We start from the raw sequence: 18,643 nt of genomic DNA on the forward strand, positions 1-18,643 counted from the left end.
GTGCGTTCGGAAGGCCCACCGCCCGAAGAGGGGGAGATCGCCTCGCGGGCGCTCGATTCCGAGACACCCGACACCGATCCCGTGGCGGCCGCGCCGGCCGCCGCGGGGGCGGGGTCGGCCGCGGAGGCCGCTGCCGTGGAGGCGGAGCCCGCCGCCACGGCTGTGGAGCCCGCGGCCGCGCCGGAGCCTGCCGCCGCGGCCGCGATCCCGGATGCCGAGCACACCTCCGACAGCACGGTGCGGCTCGACAAGGCCCCCGCACCCGCCGACTCCGCCGATTCCGAGGAGTCCGAAGAATCCGAAGCGCCCGCAGTCGCTTCGGCCGCTTCCGGACCCACCTGGATGAAGATCGTCGCGGCGGTGTGCGTCGTGCTGTCCCTCACCGCGCTCGGCGCGACGGGTTTCTTTCTCTTCGAACGCAATTCGGCGTCCGACCTGGAAGCGCAGCGGACCGAGTACACCCAGTTCGCCAAGCAGGCCATGACCACCATCGTGAACATCAACGGTGAGTCGGCGCCCGAGGATTTCGCCAAGGCGCTCGAGGTCACCTCGGGTGACTTCGCCGCCGACCTGGCCAGCCGCAAGGACGAGTTCTCGCAACTCATCCAGAAGGCCCAGGTCAAGGTGAAGGGCGAGGTCGTCGCGACCGCGCTGGAGAGCTCCGACGACCACGCCGCGATCGTGCTGGTCGCGGTGAAGCAGGTGCTCACCAACGCCGGCGTCGACGGCGAGCAGCAGCGCCAGTACCGCTTCCGGGTGACCATCGGCAAGGACGATGGCGGCAAGCTGTCGGTGACCGGGATGGAGATGGTGTTTTGATCCGCACATCGCGCAGTCTGCAGGTCCTCATCGGAGCCGCGGCCCTGCTGATCGTCAGTCTCGTCCTGGCCGGTTTCAGCGGCTACTCCTCGTGGCAGGAGAGCCAGTCCGAGGATGCCCGCGAAGAGTCGATGGTGGTGGCGCGCCGGGCCGCCGAGGGCATGTTCGGCTACAGCTTCCAGTCCGTCGACGCCCAGATGGCGAAGGTCGTCGACGACATGACCCCGGACTTCCAGAAGGACTGGGAGATGGTCGTGCGGGAGAACATCGCGCCCTCGGCGAAGAGCAAGGAACTCATCGTCACCGCGACCATCCAGGCGACCGGCGTCATGAGCACGACCGCCGATCACTCCGAGGTGATGGTGTTCCTGAACCAGAAGAGCGTCGGCAAGGATCCCGCCACCGGTACGTACATCCAGAGCCGGATCAAGGTGACCCTGGACAAGCAGGACGGGCGCTGGCTGGTCGCCAACGTCGATCCGATCTGACCCGAGGGCTGTGCGCGGCCGTAGCGCGTCGTCATCGGCCCACAGCGCTCCCGAACGAGATGGTCCCTACCCGGATGCCGGGTAGGGACCATCGTCGCTCTGCGGGGTGCGAGGGTCAGCCGCTGATGTCCGGATCGACGTCGTCGTCGGTCAGCAGGGCGCTGCCCGCCACCCGATCGTGCGCCAGGGCGTCCAGGAACGCGCGGGCCCAGCGGTCGACGTCGTGGGTCAGGACCTGGCGGCGCAGCGAGCGCATCCGCCGGCGACGGGTGTCGCGGTCGTCCTCGATGGCGCCCGCTATCGCGTCCTTGACGCTGTCCAGGTCGTGCGGGTTGCACAGGTATGCCTGACGCAATTCCGCTGCCGCACCGGTGAACTCGGACAGCACCAGGGCGCCGCTGAGACCGCCCTGGCAGGCCACGTACTCCTTGGCGACCAGGTTCATGCCGTCCCGCAGCGGGGTCACCAGCATGACGTCGGCGGCCACGAAGAACGAGACCAGCTCTTCCTTGGGGATGGGGCGGTGCAGGTAGTGCACCACCGGATAGCCCACCCGGGCGAACTCGCCGTTGATCCGGCCCACCTGGCGCTCGATGTCGCCGCGCATCTGCTTGTAGGACTCGACGCGTTCGCGGCTCGGCGTGGCCAGCTGCACCATCACCGTGTCGGCGGGGTCGATCCGGTTCTCGTGCAACAGCTCTTCGAGCGCGGCGAGCCGGATGTCGATGCCCTTGGTGTAGTCCAGGCGGTCGACGCCCAGCAGGATCGTCTTCGGATTGCCCAGTTCCGCACGGATTTTCGCGGCCCGTTCCCGCACGCCGCGACGGCGGGAGTACTCGTCGAGCTCGGTCGAGGCGATGGAGATCGGGAACGCGCCGACGCGCACGGTGCGGAAACCCACCTGTACCACACCGAGTTTCGAGCGCACGCCCACGTTACCGCGCGAAGTCGGCTGTCCGGCAAGCCTTCTGGCGAGGTAGAGGAAGTTCTGCGCGCCGCCGGGCAGATGGAAGCCGATCAGATCCGCGCCGAGCAGACCCTCGACGATCTCGGTGCGCCACGGCATCTGCATGAACAGCTCGACCGGCGGGAACGGGATGTGCAGGAAGAAGCCGATGGTGAGATCGGGGCGGAGCATGCGCAGCATCTTGGGGACCAGCTGCAACTGGTAGTCCTGCACCCAGACGGTGGCGCCCTCGGCGGCCACCTTGGCGGTGTACTCGGCGAAGCGGCGGTTCACCTGCACGTACGCCTGCCACCACTTGCGGTCGTAGACCGGGCGCACGATCACATCGTGATAGAGCGGCCACAGCGTGGCGTTGGAGAAACCTTCGTAGTAGTCGGCGACCTCTTCCGAGGACAGCGGCACCGGATGCAGATCCAGCCCGTCCTCGGTGATCGGGTCCATATCGACATCGGGGACGCCGGCCCAGCCGACCCAGGCGCCCTTGTTGTTGCGCAGCACCGGCTCCAGGGCGGTCACCAGGCCGCCGGGACTGCGCTTCCATCGTGTGGTGCCGTCGGGCAGGCGTTCCAGGTCGACCGGTAGCCGATTGGCTACGACGACGAAGCCGGAACCGGCGCCCGAACTGTCCGGGTTCACGATCTCATTCGCCTCGCGTAAGGGGAGCGATGCCCAGCATCGAGAGCAGCATCCGGCATTCGTCCGCATCGGTGGCGTAGGCGGCCACGACGCGCTGTGCCTGGCGCGCGGTCTCGTCGGCCAGTGGTTCCAGATCGTCGTCCGCGATGTCGTTTGCGCTGCTCTTCGCGGCCATCATGCCGTCCTCTCGGGGAATTCTGCTCGAGTATCGAGGAGTCCATCGTATCTGGCCGCGTATCGCCGACCGCACCCCTGCGCTCACAGCGAGCCGGAAACGCAACGGACCGGGGATCTGAAACATCGCGGTACGTGAGGTCGACAAGCGGTGCGGAAGCCGGCCGCGATCGCGACCGCTACGGTGAGCAGAGGCAACAGCCGCTCGAATCGGATGAAGGGGTAGCCGCAATGCCGTTGGCCACGGTGAACGGAATCTCGCTGAACTACCAGGTCAAGGGGGACCGCGCCCGGGGAACGGACGTCAAGGGCGGCGGTCCGCTGGTCGTCATGATCATGGGCACCGGGAGCCCGGGCCGGGTGTGGGAACTGCATCAGGTGCCCGCGCTGGTGGCCGCCGGGTATCGGGTCTGTACCTTCGACAACCGCGGCATCGCACCGTCGTACGAGGCGGCCGACGGGATGACGATCGACGACCTGGTGCGCGACACCGCCGCGCTCATCGAATTCCTGGACGAGGGCCCGGCGCTGGTCGTGGGCCAGTCCATGGGGTCGCGGGTCACCCAGGAACTCGCGCTGGCCCGGCCCGACCTGGTGCGCAAGGCCGTCTTCCTGGCCGGGCACGCCCGCCTGGACCAGTTCCAGCGCACCCTCTCGCTCGGTGAGCACGCGCTCGACGACTCCGGTGTGCAGCTGCCCGCCAAGTACGAGGCCGCGCTGACCGCGCTCATGAACCTGTCGCCGGCGACCATGGCCGACGTCAACGCCGCCCGCGACTGGCTGGACCTGTTCGAATTCACCGGCGGCCCGGTCAAACCGGGCGTGCGCGCCCAGCGCCGCATGGACCACGACTTCGATCGACTCGCCGCCTACCGGGCGATCAACGTGCCCTGTCTGTCGGTCGGATTCGCCGATGACCGCATGATCCCGCCCTACTTGTCCCGCGAGGTGGCGGATGCCATCCCCGGCGCCCGCTACCATGAGATCCCCGATGCCGGGCACTTCGGCTACCTGGAACGACCCGAAGCGGTGAACAAGATCCTGCTGGAATTCTTCGCCGCGTGAAGGTAACCGCCCGGGCGTAACACCACCCTTGCTAGGGTCGAATCAACGTCGGGGGCTAGTCCCGTCGCCGCGGTGCCCTACCGTGGTCGACGGACGAACCGTCAGCGTTCCCGTACACAGCGCCAGTATCCAGTGAGGTGAAATGAGCACCAATCCCTTCGACGACGAAGACGGCCGGTTCTTCGTCCTGGTCAACGACGAGGAGCAGCATTCGCTGTGGCCCGCCTTCGCCGAGGTCCCGGCGGGTTGGCGAGTCGTCTTCGGCGAGGACTCGCGCGCCGCGTGTGTCGAGTACGTCGAGAAGAACTGGACGGATATGCGTCCCAAGAGCTTGCGTGATGCCATGGCCGCCGATGACGCGGCCCGTCAGGCGGCGCAGTCCTGACAAGAGCGGTTGACCCGATACTGCGTGGGAACGATTCCGAACGCGGCCGGAGGCGGGGCCACAAGCCCCGTCCGGCCGCCGCTCGGCCCTGACCCGACAGTGTCGAAATCACCTGGGGACCCGGCTTTTCCGCGCAGCCGGCCTACCCGGTTATGATGGGCACCGCTTTCCCGCCTCCTTAGCTCAGTGGTAGAGCACCGCTCTTGTAAAGCGAAGGTCGTCAGTTCAATCCTGACAGGGGGCTCTGGACCGCCTCTCCGCGACTTTTACGGTCGCTGGGGAGGCGGTTGCGTTTCATCCCCGGACTCGCCTCCGCGCGTGGCCGGGTTCTGGGGGTACCCGGGGAGTTACCCCGAAGGTCGCGAGATCAGGCGTTGCTATTTCCTTTCGGCTCGCCTTCGGCATTGCGCTCGGGGGTTTTCGAGGTGGGGGCGCATTCGGTGAGGAAGCTGTGGAGGGTTTCTGCGAAACCTGGTGCGGCGGGGACGAAGTGGCCTGCGCCGGGGGACTGCAGGCGGCGGGCGGCGAGGGTTTCGGCCAGGTTGTCGCAGATCGTTTCCAGGGCGGGGGAGTGGGCGCCGGAGGCGACCAGAGCTGGGACCCGGGCTTCTCGTAGGGGTGTCAGGTCGGGGTGGGCCTCGGAGGGGAGGCGGGCCCCGGCGGCTCGGTGCAGGGCGGGTTCGGAGGCTTCCAGGGTTTCGGCGGGTGGGGCGCCGGCGAGGGTGAGGAACTCGCGGAGCATCGCGGGGTCGGCGTCGCGGCCGCGGGTCAGGACCTCGGTGCCCAGGGCTTCTATGTGGGCGACCGCGGGGTCGGTGGGCGCCAAGTAGTAGAGAGGCGGCTCGATGAGGGTCAGGGAGCGAAGGGATTCGGGGGTGCGGGCGGCGGCTATGAGGGTGCCCAGGACCCCATAGGAGTGGGCCAGCACGTGCGGGCGGTGCGTGCGGAAGAGAGGTTCGAGGTCGTCGGCGTCCACGGCGAAATCTTGGCGCCCGTTCGGTGGGGGCGGGCTGTCGCCGAAGCCGCGGCGGTGGACGTAGTGCAGGGTCCAGTGGGTGGTGAGGGGTTCCAGGCCGCGCCAGGTCGTTCTCGGACTCGCGCCGCCGTGCACGAGGATCACGGGCGGGCCGCTGCCTCGGGTGGTGATCGAGAGCGGTTGCATGGTTCGAGTGTGCGCTCTCGGGCCGGAACGGGGGCTCGCAGGAAACTCACAGGGAAGGTCCAGGGAGATCACCGGGGGTGGACGCAGGATGGGGGTATGAGCGGTGTGGGGTCTGTGCGGGACGTCGAGGCCAAGGTGTTGGTCGTCGACGACGAGCCGATGATCGTGGAGCTGTTGTCGGTCAGTCTGCGGTTCCAGGGGTTCGAGGTCGCCACGGCGGGGAGCGGGACCGAGGGGCTGGACCGGGCGCGGAGTTTCCGGCCGGACGCGCTGATCGTGGACGTCATGATGCCGGGGATGGACGGGTTCGGGTTGTTGCGGCGGCTGCGGGCGGACGGGATCGACGCGCCGGTGTTGTTCCTGACCGCGCGGGACGAGGTGGAGGACAAGGTCACCGGGCTCACGCTGGGGGCCGACGACTACGTGACCAAGCCGTTCAGCCTCGAGGAGGTCGTGGCGCGGTTGCGGGTGATCCTGCGGCGGGCGGGGCGGACCGCGGTGGAGGAGAAGAGCTCGCGGCTGCGCTTCGCCGACATCGAGCTGGACGACGACACCCACGAGGTGTGGAAGGCGGGTGAGGCGGTGCCGCTCTCGCCGACCGAGTTCACGCTGCTGCGCTACTTCATGGTCAACGCGGGCACCGTGCTCAGCAAGCCGCGCATCCTGGATCACGTGTGGCGCTACGACTTCGGCGGTGAGGTCGGGGTGGTCGAGACCTACGTGTCGTATCTGCGCAAGAAGGTCGACACCGGGCCGGATCGGCTCATCCACACCCTGCGCGGGGTCGGCTACGTCATGCGGGAATCCCAGCGCGCGCCGGGCGCGCGATGACCGAGCAGGCCCCGGGCGATGGCGGAGTTCCTGCGTCGCGCGAAACCGGTGTGCGCGCGGCACTCTCGCGCCGCCTCGCTGCCATTCCGCTGCGTACCACCCTGGCCTTGGCGCTGGTGTCGCTGACGGGCCTGGGGCTGCTGGTCTCGGGCATCGGCGTCACAGCCCTCATGCGTGACGTCCTGGTGGACCGCATGGACCGCCAGCTGGCCGAGGCCAGCCACGGCTGGGCCGCCCCGGGCGCGCGCCGGCCCGAAGTGCTGCCGCAGCCCCCGGAGAACAAGGAACGCCCACCCGATCTGCTGTACGTGCGGGTCGAGGACGCGGCCGGGAAGAGCACCCTGCATCTGGACGTCGGCAATGGTCAGCCGGATGTGCCTGCAGACCTTGGCGACAAACCCATTACGGTCGGCTCGGTCGGTGACGCGTCGGAGCAGTGGCGGGTGCTGCGGGTGCGCACGGACAAGGGCGTGAGCACCGTCGCGCTGCGCATGGACCAGACCCGTTCGATCCTGGATCGGCTCATCATGCTGCAGGCCGGGATCGGCCTGGTGGTTCTGACCGCGCTGGCGTTCGTCGCCCGCTGGGTGATCCGGCGCAGTCTGCGCCCGCTGCGGCAGGTCGAACAGACCGCCGCCGCCATCGCCGGCGGTGATCTGCATCAGCGGGTTCCGGTGCACGGCACCGACACCGAGGTCGATCGGCTGTCGCAGTCGCTGAACACCATGCTGACCCAGATCCAGCAGGCCTTCGCCGCGACCGAGGCGTCGGAGGAGGCGGCGCGGCGCTCGGAGGCCAACATGCGGCGTTTCGTCGCCGACGCCAGCCACGAACTGCGGACTCCGCTGACCAGTATCAAGGGCTTCTCGGAGCTGTATCGCCAAGGGGCGATTCAGGATCCGGCGCTGGTTATGGATCGCATCGAACACGAATCCAAGCGCATGGGCCTGCTGGTGGAGGATCTGCTCATGCTCGCCAGGCTCGACGCGCAGCGCCCGATCGAGCGGCGGCCGGTGGATCTGCTGACCGTGGCCAGCGACGCCGTGCACGGCGCGCGGGCGCTGGACGCGGTGCAGCACCCCGACGGCCCGGCCCGCCGCATCGATATCGAGATCTGTTCGGGGGCGGGCACACTGGAGGTGCTCGGGGACGATCAGCGCCTGCGTCAGGTGCTGGCGAATCTGGTGAACAACGCGCTCGTGCACACCCCGCCCGAGGCGGCGGTGACCGTAAGGCTCACCCCCGAAACGGATCACGTGCTGCTCGCGGTCGCCGATACCGGCCCGGGCCTGGAACCCGAACAGGCCGAGCGGGTTTTCGAGCGTTTCTACCGCGCCGACGATTCCCGCAGCCGAATCAGCGGTGGTACGGGGCTGGGCCTGTCGATCGTGCGCGCGCTGGTGGCCGCGCACGGCGGCACGGTGTCGGTGGCCAGCGTCCCGGGCTCGGGGACCACCTTCACCGTGCGCCTGCCGCGCGAGCGGTAGCGGCTACTCCGGGACGTTCGCGCCGTAGCCGAGGTCGCGCAGCGCCTGCTTGATCTTGGCCTGCGCCTCGTCCAGCGACTCCTTGCTGGGTTCGGGGTCCGCGCCGGTGATGTCGAAGTCACCGAGTTCGAACGCCGGGAACACGTGCAGGTGCAGGTGCGGCACCTCCAGTCCGGCGATGAGCATGCCCGCCCGCGGGGCGTCCCACGCCGCCCGAACGGCCTGCCCGATCTTCTGCGACACCGCCGTCATCCGCGCGAACGTGCCGGGATCGACGTCCTGCCACTGGTCGATCTCCTTGCGCGGCACCACCAGCGTGTGCCCCTGCGTGACCGGGGAGATGGTCAGGAATGCGACGAATTCGTCGTCCTCCCAGACGAATCGGCCCGGCAGCTGACCTTCGATGATCATTGAGAAAACAGAAGCCATGCCGGGCAGACTACGCGGATTCGGTCCGGTCGCCGGATCTCACCTGGGGTGTTGCGAGTTCCCGGATTTATCGGGGGTCCGTCCAGATTCGGACCGGGGGCATGTCGTCCGGGTCGGCCCACGCCGGTTGCGAGGTCGCCTGCGCGGCGGCGCGCTTCTCGTCCCGAAGGAACCGGTCGTACACCTCGTGCGCCTGTGCTTCCGCGTCGGCTCGCGCGGCCCGGTACTGCTCGATGACGGTCTGTTCGAGCTGTGTGGTCCCCTGCGCGACGGCCTGGGGCGACAACTTCAGCTGGGTGATGTGACCGTAGGCGTCGACCTCGATCGCCATGGTGCGGTCCGCGGGGCGCGCCTGCGCCCGTACTTCGCCGATGACCCTGTCGATCCGCTCGGCCCGCTCGCGTCGTTGGTCCACGTACTGTGCCCCCTGCTCCGAATCGCTGTTACCAGGCTGCCTTTCACGACGGCTCGACAGTCTAGCGACGACGGAGCGGGCGCTTACCCGTGCGTGCCGACCAGCTACCATCTGGCGAGCGCCGTGGTCGGCGCGGGGGACTGATGAATCGAAAGCTGGTGGAGGGGTAACCATGGTCAATTTCGTTCCGGACCAGATTCGCGCGCTGGCGACCACGACTCGCACACATCGAGATGCGGTGGGGAAACTGGCTCCGGTCGGTCAGGTGAACCGGAACGCGGCCCTGAAGGCGATGCCGTGCTCCGCGTTCGCGGCCAATATCGGGCTGACACTCGAGGCCATGGACCGGGTGGTGACCCTGCATCAGGGCAGACTCACCCAGTTCGCGGATCTGACCGATGCCGCGGCGGGCGCCGTCGATGCCATGGAAGCGGAGAACGTCGCCAAGTTCCAGGGGATCAAATGAGCGACGAGACAATCTCCATCTCGACCGTGCTGGCCTGGAAGCTCGATTCGGCGCGCTTCGCCGGTGCGGACGCGATGAACGCCGGAATCTCGCTGGAGAACGCGGCCCTCGATGCGGACAAAGCGGTTCAGTCGTCGGATACCTACTTCGGCGAAGCGGCGGGTGCGTCCGCCCGGTCGGTATCGACCAAGCTGAAGAACGAGGCGGTCGCTTCGGGCGACATCCTCGATGCCATCCATCGGCAGATCGACACCACGTCCACCGCGCTGCAGTCGGACATCAAGGCGTTGCAGGCGGTCGTCGACAAGATAGCGGAGTCGGACTACAACCTCTTCTACGACAACGAGACCGGCGACGTCGATTCATACGATTCGAACTGGGAGACGGTCAAGAAGCACTGGGGCAACCCGTCCTCCATCGCCTGGAAGGCCGCCGAGTGCTATCGGCTGGCCGGCGAACTCAAACAGGCGTACTGGGATGTGCAGGAAACCGACAAGATCGGGGCGCGGAACCTGGCCACCCACCTCGAGAATGTGCCGCAGGACGTCAAACTGGTGCTGGCCGGCATCCCGCAGGACGCGGCGCTCCGCGACATTCTCCTGAACTACCAGGTGGATACGACCAAGTCCGAGATCGTCGTCTGGCCGGACGCCGACCTGCTGGAAAAGCTCCGACTGTTCAACCCCGATATGACATCGGTGGAGATGACGGTCGAGGAGAAAGAGGCACTGGATGCCCTCTGCAATCCGCTGCACGGGGGAAATCCGTGGAACTACAAGGTATTCAACGACATCAAGAACGAGGCGGAGGCCTTCGGGAAGACGAACAAGTACACCGAGGTCTATGAGAACTCGTCGGACGACGGTCACGCTGACGCTGCTCGACACGCCTACTGGAATGCGCGCATGACGCAGGAGTTCGGTGCGGACTGGGCCGAGCAGTACTCCAGTGCACACGAGAAGGTCGGTGGCAACGGTCCGCAGCGAGAAGCGATGGACCTCAAGAACAACGAGGTTGGCCGTCAGATCGGTCTGGCCAACGCGAACGCGTCGAAGGAAGAGCTGCAGTCGGCGGTCATCGCGGCGGTCGACAGGGGCGACACCGTAGTCATTCACAGCCCCGACGGGCCTGAGGCTCCGGCTCAGATTGCGTTCAGCAACACTGTGGGCTGGGCGAATATTACGAGTCCGCTGCCGATCGATATCCCCCTACCGGGAAAGTGAGTGCCAGGTACGTGAAATCAGCCATTCTCGCTGGGTTGTTGGTGGTTCCGATGCTGGCCGGCTGCTCTGCTGGGCAGGACAAGCCCGCCACGCAGGCTTGTCAGGCGGAAATCAAACTCGACCGTGGGCCGGAGCCGCTCGGCTCGAGCGAGGCATTGATATCGGCGATTCGCACCGCCGGGCAGGGGCAGCAACCAGTCAGCCTTGGCGAGGTCACGCGCGCAGCGGGCTGGTCGGACGGCTGGGATGCTGTCATCGACGTCTCTTCCAACGCGACGGATGATCGGCTGAACCGGAAGGCGGAAACTCTCTCGGGCACTTGCTGGAGCGGGCTTCCGCGCGGAAACAATTCCGACCCGGCGCCTTTCGGATACTACGTTTTCCTGAAGGACCGTCAGGTGGTGCAGTCCGTGGTGTGGGATACAGGCCGCAAATATCTGGAGTTCCCCGCTGTCGACCGATTGACCAGCGAATCGATGCTGAATCCCAAAGGCGGGGGCCTGCGGACCTACTGATCCGGACACAGGGCGGACGCCGGTTGCGCCCTGTGCTTCTGGGCCGCGTCCGATGAATTGGCTCGGGCGCGTCCCGTCGGCTACTCAGACCGCGACGAAGTGGGACAGGATGCCCTGCACCTCGTAGATGTCCACCTGGCGGTTGAACCGCTTCTGGAGCGGCTCGTCGGCGCCCGATATCCAGATCTTGAGCTCGGCGTCGAGGTCGAAGGTGCCTGCGGTCTCCACCGAGAAATGGGTGATGGCCCGGTACGGCACGCTGTGATAGCTGACCTTGCGGCCGGTCACGCCCTGTTTGTCGACCAGCACCAGGCGCCGGTTGGTGAAGAGCAGGGCGTCCCGCACCAGGAGGTACGCGGCATAGACCTGTTCGCCCTGGCCGAGCAGCTTGCCGTACTCCTGTTGCGCCCCCGCGGGATCGATGCGTCCCGCATTGCCCATGATTCCGTCGATCAAGCCCATCGCAGGCACATCCTCTGAGTGAGTCGCGGTGACCGGCCGTCACCGACCATCATCCCTGTGACCGGCGGGCGGCGCACGGATACCGGGCGGGGCGACCGGCGGCCGGGTGGTGTTCGCGCACGCTTTAAGCTGTCAGCCGTGCGCGTACTCGTCATCGGTTCCGGAGCCCGTGAACATGCCCTCGTCCTGGCCCTGCGCCGGGACCCGTCGGTATCGGCGGTGTACGCGGCGCCCGGCAACGCGGGCATCGCCCAGCACGCCGAGGTCCGGGCGGTGGACGCCTCCTCCGGTGCGGAGGTGGCGGCGCTGGCGCAGGAGCTCGGCGTCGACCTGGTCGTGGTGGGTCCCGAGGTGCCGCTGGTGCTCGGTGTCGCCGACGCGGTGCGGGCCGCGGGCATCGCGACCTTCGGGCCGTCGGCCGCCGCCGCGCAGATCGAGGGGTCCAAGGCGTTCGCCAAGGACGTCATGAACGCGGCCGGGGTGCGGACCGCGCACTCGGAGATCGTCGATCATCCGGGCGAACTCGACGCCGCGCTGGATCGTTTCGGGCCGACCTGGGTCGTGAAGGACGACGGTCTGGCCGCCGGCAAGGGCGTGGTGGTGACCGCCGACCGCTCGGTGGCCCGCGATCACGGCGCTGAGCTGCTCGAGAACGGGCATCCGGTGCTGCTCGAGTCCTTCCTCGACGGCCCCGAGGTCTCGCTGTTCTGCCTGGTCGACGGCGAGAACGTGGTGCCGCTGCTGCCCGCGCAGGATCACAAGCGCGTCGGCGACGGCGACACCGGGCCGAACACCGGCGGCATGGGCGCGTACACGCCGCTGCCGTGGCTGAGCGACGACACGCTGCGGGCCATCGTCGACGACGTGGTCAAACCCGTTGCGGCCGAGATGGTCCGGCGCGGGGTGCCGTTCAGCGGCCTGCTGTACGCGGGTCTCGCGATCGGCTCCGACGGCCCGGCCGTCATCGAATTCAACTGCCGCTTCGGCGATCCCGAGACCCAGGCCGTGCTGGCTATGCTGGACAGCCCGCTCGGCGAACTGCTGAACGCCACCGCCACCGGCACCCTGGATCAGGTCGCCGCCCCGCGCTGGAAGGACGGCGCGGCGGTCACCGTCGTGCTGGCCGCGGAGAACTACCCGGCGCGCCCGCGCAGCGGCGACGTCATCACCGGTGCCGAATCGACCGGCACCGGAACCGAATCCGAGGTGCTGCACGCGGGCACCGCGCTGCGCGAGGACGGCGCGCTGGTCTCGGCCGGCGGCCGCGTGCTCGCCATCGTCGGGCAGGGCGCGGATCTGACCGTGGCCCGCCGGAACGCCTACGACCGCCTCGCGGGAATCAAGCTGCCGGGCGGGCACTTCCGCTCCGATATCGCCCTCGCGGCGGTGGAGGGCCGGATCAGCGTGCCGACCCCGGCGGTCTGAGAACACGTCCGACGACTCGGCCCCTTGCGATCACGCAAGGGGCCGAGCGCTTTCCGGCGGGCGCCCGCCTCAGGTGAGCATGAGCCCGTGCAGGGCCAGCCACGCCTGGGGATCCACGCGCTGCCCGTTCTGGACGATCTCGAAATGCAGGTGCGGGCCGGTGGAGTCGCCGCGGTTGCCGATGCGGGCGATCTGCATGCCGGCGGGGACGCGTTCGCCCGCGGAGACGAAGAAGTCGTACATGTGGCCGTAGATGGAGATGGTGCCGTCGTCGTGCCGGATGCGCACCCACAGGCCGAAGCCCTGCGCCGGACCGGCTTCGATGACCGTGCCCGCGGCGACCGCGTAGATGGGTGAGCCGAGCGGCCCGGCGATGTCGATGCCCGCGTGGAAGGTGCCCCAGCGCGGCCCGAAGCCGGAGGTGAACATGCCCTGGGCGGGGAGGGCGAAGTTGCCGACGCCGGGCAGGACGAAGGTGCCGGGCGCGGTGGTGGTCATCCAGTCCTGGTGTTCGCCCGCCACGGCGGCCGCGGCCTCGGCCTTGGCGCGTTCGAGGGTGGCGCGCGCGGCGGCGGCCACCACCGCCCCTTCGCGCAGTTTCTCGCCGTTGTTGATGGCGTCGAGATAGCGTTTCGCCGATTCCTTGGGTGTCTGCACCTGAATCGGGTGCGCGGTCGGAACCCGCAGTGCCGTACCGGGTTCCAGGGGCGCGTCGACGGGGAAGCGCCCGAGCGTGCTGTCCGCCCCGGTGAACACCACCACCGCGACGACCCCGGCGATCAGCACGCGATGTCTGACCGCCCAGTCCCTGGCGAGCGGCGCCTGCCGCCGCGCCTCGGCCCGCCCCCGCGCGGCCAGCTCCATCGCCTCGGCTCTCGATCGCGGCCGCCGCCCCCAGAATTCGAGCGCTCTGTCCCGCACGACGGGCGCGCGCCCGCGCGCCCACGCCACCGTCGAGGCCCCCGCCCGCGCGGCCCGGGCCACCCGATCCCGCGCCGGGATGTCCGCGTCGCCGTGCAGCGGCAGCCGTAGTCCGGGCGTGTAGCTGTCCGGCATCTTCCGCCGCGTCGTGTCCGCTTCGGACACTTGCGCTTCGGGCTCGGACGGCCGCACCTGGCTGTTCGAGTCGGCCCGCGCCGGGCGTCGCCGTCGGAATCCGCGACCGGTCCCACCTGTGGGCGCCGGCTCGGTGACGTCAGGGGATCTGTCGGCACCTGTTTCCCCGCGGGGTCGCACCTCGCCCTCGGTGGTGGCGGGCGACTCGCCGTCTGCCGCGCCTTCGCCGACGGGTGGTAGCTCCGACTTCGCCTCGCCTGTGCCGGCGGGCGGCGATTCCGATCGGGCCCCGGCGTCGTCGGCGGGCGGCACCTCGGACCGGGTTCGGGTTTCGCCGTCCGGTGTCCGCGCACCCGCGGCCGTTGTGCCCTCGCCCGCGTGGTTGCCGCGCCATCGGCCGAACCCGCGTCTGCGCGCGGTCTCGGTTCTCGATCTTCCGGCGGGCGAGTCCGACTCGTCGCCTCGCTGGGATCTCGTCGTGTGTTCCGGGCCGTCCCCGGGTCTGCCGGGTCTCGACTCGGGCGTCGAGGTGGGGTGCTCGGCCTCGGTGTAGGCGAACGGGTGGGCTGCCGCCGAGTCTTCCTCGGTGGCCGCTCCCCCCGGCACGCGTCCCTCCTCAGCCATTCACACGCCTATTACCGGACAGTGGGGAGAGCGAGTGCTCTACCGTCTGTCGGGTGCGTATCGAATCTCGGCGGTCGGCCATCCCACCTTTTTACGTCATGGATGTCTGGAAGGCAGCAGCTGAACGGGCGCGTACACACGGAGATGTGCTGGTATTGGCCGCCGGGCAGCCGTCGACGCCCGCGCCGCGACCGGTCCTGCGGGCCACGAAAGCGGCCATGGACGCCGAGTTGCTCGGTTACACCGAGACTTTCGGCATCCTGGCGTTGCGCGAGGCGATCGCCGATCACCATCGGCGTGTCTACGGCATCGAGGTGGACGCCGACGACGTCGTGGTGACCACCGGTTCCTCGGGCGCGTTCACCCTGATCTTCCTGGCGGCCTTCGATCTGGGCGACACCGTGGTGGTGGCCCGGCCCGGCTATCCGGCCTACCGCAACACCCTCACCGCGCTGGGTTGCCGGGTGGTGGAGCTCGATTGCGGTCCGGAGACCCGGTTCCAGCCGACCGTCGCCATGCTCGAGGCGCTGCCCGAGCCGCCGGCGGGCCTGATCGTGGCGAGCCCGGCGAATCCGACCGGCACCATGATCGATCCCGATGAACTCGTCGCACTGGCCCGCTGGTGCGACGAGCACGGCACGCTGCTCATCTCCGACGAGATCTATCACGGCATCGTGTACGACACCGAGTCGCCGGGCGCGGAGCCGACGTCCTCGGCGTGGGAGACCTCGCGCGAATCCATTGTCATCGGCTCGGTCTCGAAGTACTTCTCCATGACCGGCTGGCGGCTGGGCTGGATGCTGGTGCCCGCGGGTCTGCGCCCGGCGTTGCAGCGGCTGGCGTCGAACATGACGGTGTGCCCGCCCGCTATCTCCCAGTACGCGGCGGTGCACGCGTTCGGCGCGGAGGCGAAGGCTGAACTGGACGGCCATGTCGCGCGCTACGCGGCGAATCGCCAGTTGCTGCTGTCGGGACTGCCGAAACTCGGCATCACCGATCTCGCCCCGGCCGACGGCGCCTTCTACGCGTACGCCGATATCGCGCACCTGACCGATGATTCGATGCGCTGGTGCACCGAGGTGCTGGACGCGACCGGGGTGGCGCTGGCGCCGGGAATCGACTTCGACACTGTCAATGGGTCTCACACCGTGCGGTTCTCGTTCGCGGGCGCGAGTGCCGATATCGAGGAAGCGCTGGACCGGTTGGAACGGTATCTCGCCTGATTCCCCAGTCGAATCGCCCAGGGAATTGGAATCACCACAGATCGCACAGATTCGGCACAGATGAACCGATGATGACTGGCACGATTGCACCGTGACCACTGCGACGACTCCGAAAGGCGAGAAGCGTCGCCAAGCGTTGGTATGTGCCGCCGCCGAGCTACTACTCGAGGGCGGCTTCGAGGCGGTGCGGCACCGCTCGGTAGCGACGCGGGCGGAGTTGCCGCTGGCTTCGACCACCTACTACTTCGAGTCCCTGGAGGACTTGATCGCGCGCGCGGTCGAATTCTCCGGCAATGCCGAATTGGAGGCCATGCGCCGCCGGGTCGGTGAGGTGACCCATCGCAGGCGCGGCGCGGAAGCCACGGTCGATCTGGTACTGGACCTATTGGTTGGTCCGGAGCACAACGACGACGATGCCCGCGGCCAGCTGATCGCCCGCTACGAACGCACCGTGGCCTCGGCCCGGCACCCCGAGCTACGCGAGGTCCAGTTCCGACTACGCGCCCAGCTCGACGAGCTACTCGCCGATGTCCTGCGCCGCTCCGACCGTCTGGTCCGCCCGGAGCAAACCCGCAGACTCGTGGCGGTGGTGGACGGAGCCGTCGTCACAGCTCTCGGCGAGCCCGACCCCCAGCCCCGCCGCATGGCCCGCGGCGCGCTACTGGAAGTGATCGACATCGTCGCCCCGCCCGCCTAGCAACCGGTCGGCGGCGAGCCCGTAAACTGGCACAACGTGACCGTGCCTAATGTTCTCGCCACCCGATACGCCAGCCCGCAGCTCGTGCAGCTGTGGTCGCCCGAGTACAAGATCGTGCTCGAGCGCAAGCTGTGGCTCGAGGTGCTGCGCGCCCAGGCCGAACTGGGCGTGGACGTTCCGGCCGGGGTAGTCGAGGACTACGAGCGGGTCATCGACCAGGTCGACCTGAAGTCCATCGCCGACCGCGAGCGCGTCACCCGGCACGACGTGAAGGCGCGGATCGAGGAGTTCAACGCCCTCGCCGGGCACGAGCACGTCCACAAGGGCATGACCTCGCGCGACCTCACCGAGAACGTCGAGCAGCTGCAGATCCGGCTCTCGCTCGAGCACGTGTACGCGCACGGCGTCGCGGTCGCCGCCCGGCTGGGTGAGCGGGCCGCGCAGTACCAGTCGCTGGTCATGGCCGGTCGTTCGCACAACGTGGCCGCGCAGGCCACCACCCTGGGCAAGCGGTTCGCCTCGGCGGCCGACGAGGTGCTCATCGCGCTGACCCGGATCCAGGAGCTCATCGACCGGTATCCGCTGCGCGGCATCAAGGGCCCGATGGGCACCGCGCAGGACATGCTGGACCTGTTCGACGGCGATGCCGCCAAGCTGGCACAGCTGGAGCAGAAGGTCGCCACCCACCTCGGTTTCAAGAACGTGCTCACCAGCGTCGGCCAGGTGTACCCGCGCTCGCTGGACCACGACGTGGTCTCGGCGCTGGTCCAGATCGGCGCGGGCCCTTCGTCTTTCGCGCACACCATCCGCCTGATGGCCGGCAACGAGCTCGTCACCGAGGGCTTCCAGAAGGGGCAGGTCGGTTCCTCGGCCATGCCGCACAAGATGAATTCCCGCTCCGCCGAGCGCGTCAACGGCCTGCAGGTGATCCTGCGCGGCTACGGCTCGATGGCCGCCGAGCTCGCGGGCGCGCAGTGGAACGAGGGCGACGTGTTCTGCTCGGTGGTGCGCCGCGTCGCGCTGCCGGATGCCTTCTTCGCCGTCGACGGCATGATGGAGACCTTCCTGACCATCCTGGCCGAGTTCGGCGCCTACCCGGCCGTCATCGACCGCGAGCTCGAGCGCTACCTGCCGTTCCTGGCCACCACCCGCCTGCTCATCGCCGCCGTGCGCGCCGGTGTCGGCCGGGAGACCGCGCACGAGGTCATCAAGGAGCACGCCGTCGCAGTGGCCCTGGACATGCGCGAGCAGGGCCGCGAGCCCGATCTGCTGGATCGCCTGGCCGCCGACGACCGCATGCCGCTGGACCGGGCCGGGCTCGACGCCGCACTGGCCGATCGCTCGGCGTTCATCGGCGCGGCCGAGGCACAGACCGCCGCGGTCATCGCCCAGGTCGAGAAGCTGGTCGCGGACAACCCGGAGGCGGCCCGCTACACCCCGGGCGCGATCCTCTAGGGACGAGACGCGAGCGGCCCGGTTCCCCGGTGGGGGAGCCGGGCCGCTGTCGTATTCGCCGGGGCCGGAAGCGGTCTCGCGCGACCGGTGGGCCGACCGCCGGACCGGCGCGTATGGCACGCTCCCCGCATGGATCCGTACACGATTTTCGCCGATATCGTCGCCGGTCGCGCACCCTCTAGCAAGGTCTACGAGGACTCGGATGTGGTGGCGTTCATGGATATTCGCCCCTTCACCCCCGGGCACCTGCTGGTGATTCCGAAGGTTCCCGCGCGCAGTCTGGCGGAGCTGGACCCGGAGGTCGGCGGCAAGCTGTTCCGGGTCGGGCAGCAGCTGGCCGCGGCGCTGCGCGCGTCCGAGGTGGGCGCGGACGGGGTGAACTTCTTCCTGGCCGACGGTGTGACGGCCGGCCAGGAGGTTTTCCACGTCCACCTGCACGTGATTCCCCGCACTCCGGGGGACGGTTTCGGATTGCGCGGCCGACCCACCTCGCCGCCGCGCGCGGACCTGGATTACCTGGCCGGATCCATTCGGGGAGCATTGCAGCGAAACGCTGACATTTAATAGCGAGACCGCATTACCATATGTGAACCAATCGGTTTGCCAGGGACACGCGGAATCATGAATATTCCTCGCTAC

General features: G+C 68.6%; 21 protein-coding genes and 1 tRNA gene. 15 read left to right on the plus strand and 7 right to left on the minus strand.

Going from position 1 to position 18,643, the window contains the following annotated elements:
• Both ACWDOP_RS22950 and ACWDOP_RS22955 read left to right on the plus strand, forming a co-directional pair.
• On the plus strand, window positions 1-819 hold the full coding sequence (locus tag ACWDOP_RS22950) for a hypothetical protein (RefSeq protein ID WP_456346704.1): 819 nt from the start codon (window positions 1-3) through the stop codon (window positions 817-819).
• Complete coding sequence (locus ACWDOP_RS22955; protein WP_456346705.1) at window positions 816-1,307, plus strand: h domain protein; 492 nt, start codon at window positions 816-818, stop codon at window positions 1,305-1,307. The genes ACWDOP_RS22950 and ACWDOP_RS22955 overlap by 4 nt, the downstream gene beginning before the upstream one ends.
• 115 nt (window positions 1,308-1,422) lie before the next feature.
• Here ACWDOP_RS22955 and ACWDOP_RS22960 read toward each other — a convergent pair whose 3' ends face one another.
• Entirely contained in the window at window positions 1,423-2,910 is a 1,488-nt protein-coding gene (locus tag ACWDOP_RS22960; RefSeq protein WP_456346706.1) for an alpha,alpha-trehalose-phosphate synthase (UDP-forming), read from the minus strand.
• 4 nt (window positions 2,911-2,914) lie between these two features.
• Window positions 2,915-3,085 (minus strand): hypothetical protein, encoded by a 171-nt coding sequence (locus tag ACWDOP_RS22965; protein ID WP_454205908.1) that lies wholly within the window; start codon window positions 3,083-3,085, stop codon window positions 2,915-2,917.
• A 230-nt stretch (window positions 3,086-3,315) separates the two neighbouring features.
• Here ACWDOP_RS22965 and ACWDOP_RS22970 point away from each other — a divergent pair, with 230 nt between their 5' ends.
• The 3 genes from ACWDOP_RS22970 (at window position 3,316) to ACWDOP_RS22980 (ending at window position 4,778) form a co-directional block, all read left to right on the plus strand.
• Entirely contained in the window at window positions 3,316-4,149 is an 834-nt protein-coding gene (locus ACWDOP_RS22970) for an alpha/beta fold hydrolase (protein ID WP_454205906.1), read from the plus strand.
• Window positions 4,150-4,291: 142 nt separating this feature from the next.
• The gene (locus ACWDOP_RS22975; RefSeq protein ID WP_019931522.1) at window positions 4,292-4,534 is read left to right on the plus strand and encodes an MbtH family protein; all 243 of its coding nucleotides are present in this window, start codon (window positions 4,292-4,294) and stop codon (window positions 4,532-4,534) included.
• Between the two features lie 172 nt (window positions 4,535-4,706).
• Window positions 4,707-4,778: transfer RNA gene (locus tag ACWDOP_RS22980), tRNA-Thr, on the plus strand.
• Between the two features lie 123 nt (window positions 4,779-4,901).
• Here the strand turns inward: ACWDOP_RS22980 and ACWDOP_RS22985 are convergent.
• Window positions 4,902-5,696 carry an alpha/beta fold hydrolase gene (locus ACWDOP_RS22985; protein WP_456346707.1) on the minus strand — a complete coding sequence of 265 codons (795 nt, stop codon included), beginning with the start codon at window positions 5,694-5,696 and terminating at the stop codon, window positions 4,902-4,904.
• Between the two features lie 96 nt (window positions 5,697-5,792).
• On the opposite strand from ACWDOP_RS22985, the gene ACWDOP_RS22990 reads away from it, so the two are divergent.
• Together ACWDOP_RS22990 and ACWDOP_RS22995 are read left to right on the plus strand one after the other, a co-directional pair.
• Entirely contained in the window at window positions 5,793-6,527 is a 735-nt protein-coding gene (locus tag ACWDOP_RS22990; RefSeq protein ID WP_456346708.1) for a response regulator transcription factor, read from the plus strand.
• On the plus strand, window positions 6,524-8,014 hold the full coding sequence (locus ACWDOP_RS22995; RefSeq protein WP_456346709.1) for an ATP-binding protein: 1,491 nt from the start codon (window positions 6,524-6,526) through the stop codon (window positions 8,012-8,014). Before ACWDOP_RS22990 ends, ACWDOP_RS22995 begins: the two co-directional genes overlap by 4 nt.
• Window positions 8,015-8,017: 3 nt before the next feature.
• Here ACWDOP_RS22995 and ACWDOP_RS23000 read toward each other — a convergent pair whose 3' ends face one another.
• Both ACWDOP_RS23000 and ACWDOP_RS23005 read right to left on the minus strand, forming a co-directional pair.
• A complete protein-coding gene (locus ACWDOP_RS23000; RefSeq protein ID WP_354985884.1) occupies window positions 8,018-8,443 on the minus strand; it encodes an HIT family protein in 426 nt (141 codons plus the stop codon).
• Window positions 8,444-8,510: 67 nt separating this feature from the next.
• Window positions 8,511-8,858, minus strand: a complete 348-nt coding sequence (locus ACWDOP_RS23005; RefSeq protein ID WP_456346710.1) for a YbaB/EbfC family nucleoid-associated protein — start codon at window positions 8,856-8,858, stop codon at window positions 8,511-8,513.
• 172 nt (window positions 8,859-9,030) lie between these two features.
• Here ACWDOP_RS23005 and ACWDOP_RS23010 point away from each other — a divergent pair, with 172 nt between their 5' ends.
• Genes ACWDOP_RS23010 through ACWDOP_RS23020 form a run of 3 tightly spaced genes read left to right on the plus strand, consistent with a single transcriptional unit; the run spans window position 9,031 to window position 11,062 of the window.
• Window positions 9,031-9,324: a hypothetical protein gene (locus ACWDOP_RS23010; RefSeq protein WP_456346711.1), complete on the plus strand. Its 294-nt coding sequence runs from the start codon at window positions 9,031-9,033 to the stop codon at window positions 9,322-9,324.
• Entirely contained in the window at window positions 9,321-10,547 is a 1,227-nt protein-coding gene (locus ACWDOP_RS23015) for a DUF6973 domain-containing protein (protein WP_456346712.1), read from the plus strand. The genes ACWDOP_RS23010 and ACWDOP_RS23015 overlap by 4 nt, the downstream gene beginning before the upstream one ends.
• An 11-nt stretch (window positions 10,548-10,558) precedes the next feature.
• On the plus strand, window positions 10,559-11,062 hold the full coding sequence (locus ACWDOP_RS23020; RefSeq protein ID WP_456346713.1) for a hypothetical protein: 504 nt from the start codon (window positions 10,559-10,561) through the stop codon (window positions 11,060-11,062).
• A gap of 84 nt (window positions 11,063-11,146) precedes the next feature.
• Here ACWDOP_RS23020 and ACWDOP_RS23025 read toward each other — a convergent pair whose 3' ends face one another.
• On the minus strand, window positions 11,147-11,524 hold the full coding sequence (locus tag ACWDOP_RS23025; protein WP_454205892.1) for a PH domain-containing protein: 378 nt from the start codon (window positions 11,522-11,524) through the stop codon (window positions 11,147-11,149).
• 138 nt (window positions 11,525-11,662) lie between these two features.
• Between ACWDOP_RS23025 and purD the strand changes: the two genes are divergently transcribed.
• Window positions 11,663-12,949, plus strand: coding sequence for a phosphoribosylamine--glycine ligase (gene purD / locus ACWDOP_RS23030; RefSeq protein WP_454205890.1), 1,287 nt, complete (start codon window positions 11,663-11,665; stop codon window positions 12,947-12,949).
• A 69-nt stretch (window positions 12,950-13,018) separates the two neighbouring features.
• On the opposite strand, the gene ACWDOP_RS23035 is transcribed toward purD, so the two are convergent.
• The gene (locus ACWDOP_RS23035) at window positions 13,019-14,005 is read right to left on the minus strand and encodes a M23 family metallopeptidase (RefSeq protein ID WP_456346714.1); all 987 of its coding nucleotides are present in this window, start codon (window positions 14,003-14,005) and stop codon (window positions 13,019-13,021) included.
• 677 nt (window positions 14,006-14,682) lie between these two features.
• Here ACWDOP_RS23035 and ACWDOP_RS23040 point away from each other — a divergent pair.
• From ACWDOP_RS23040 to ACWDOP_RS23055, 4 genes are all read left to right on the plus strand, one after another.
• Window positions 14,683-15,852 (plus strand): pyridoxal phosphate-dependent aminotransferase, encoded by a 1,170-nt coding sequence (locus ACWDOP_RS23040; protein ID WP_456346715.1) that lies wholly within the window; start codon window positions 14,683-14,685, stop codon window positions 15,850-15,852.
• Between the two features lie 91 nt (window positions 15,853-15,943).
• A complete protein-coding gene (locus ACWDOP_RS23045; RefSeq protein WP_454205885.1) occupies window positions 15,944-16,549 on the plus strand; it encodes a TetR/AcrR family transcriptional regulator in 606 nt (201 codons plus the stop codon).
• A gap of 36 nt (window positions 16,550-16,585) precedes the next feature.
• A complete protein-coding gene (gene purB, locus ACWDOP_RS23050) occupies window positions 16,586-18,004 on the plus strand; it encodes an adenylosuccinate lyase (protein WP_456346716.1) in 1,419 nt (472 codons plus the stop codon).
• Between the two features lie 129 nt (window positions 18,005-18,133).
• Window positions 18,134-18,568: an HIT family protein gene (locus tag ACWDOP_RS23055; protein WP_454205881.1), complete on the plus strand. Its 435-nt coding sequence runs from the start codon at window positions 18,134-18,136 to the stop codon at window positions 18,566-18,568.
• Window positions 18,569-18,643: the final 75 nt, after the last annotated feature.

The organism is Nocardia sp. NPDC003693 (genome assembly GCF_053981095.1).

Coding starts and splice junctions, on each gene's coding strand:
- ACWDOP_RS22985 (WP_456346707.1), bottom strand. CDS start 5,696: ATGCAACCGCTCTCGATCACCACCCGAGGCAGCGGCCCGCCCGTGATC.
- ACWDOP_RS22965 (WP_454205908.1), bottom strand. CDS start 3,085: ATGGCCGCGAAGAGCAGCGCAAACGACATCGCGGACGACGATCTGGAA.
- ACWDOP_RS23010 (WP_456346711.1), top strand. CDS start 9,031: ATGGTCAATTTCGTTCCGGACCAGATTCGCGCGCTGGCGACCACGACT.
- ACWDOP_RS22990 (WP_456346708.1), top strand. CDS start 5,793: ATGAGCGGTGTGGGGTCTGTGCGGGACGTCGAGGCCAAGGTGTTGGTC.
- ACWDOP_RS23015 (WP_456346712.1), top strand. CDS start 9,321: ATGAGCGACGAGACAATCTCCATCTCGACCGTGCTGGCCTGGAAGCTC.
- ACWDOP_RS23055 (WP_454205881.1), top strand. CDS start 18,134: ATGGATCCGTACACGATTTTCGCCGATATCGTCGCCGGTCGCGCACCC.
- ACWDOP_RS22995 (WP_456346709.1), top strand. CDS start 6,524: ATGACCGAGCAGGCCCCGGGCGATGGCGGAGTTCCTGCGTCGCGCGAA.
- ACWDOP_RS23035 (WP_456346714.1), bottom strand. CDS start 14,005: ATGCCGGACAGCTACACGCCCGGACTACGGCTGCCGCTGCACGGCGAC.
- ACWDOP_RS22970 (WP_454205906.1), top strand. CDS start 3,316: ATGCCGTTGGCCACGGTGAACGGAATCTCGCTGAACTACCAGGTCAAG.
- ACWDOP_RS23000 (WP_354985884.1), bottom strand. CDS start 8,443: ATGGCTTCTGTTTTCTCAATGATCATCGAAGGTCAGCTGCCGGGCCGA.
- ACWDOP_RS23025 (WP_454205892.1), bottom strand. CDS start 11,524: ATGGGCTTGATCGACGGAATCATGGGCAATGCGGGACGCATCGATCCC.
- ACWDOP_RS22975 (WP_019931522.1), top strand. CDS start 4,292: ATGAGCACCAATCCCTTCGACGACGAAGACGGCCGGTTCTTCGTCCTG.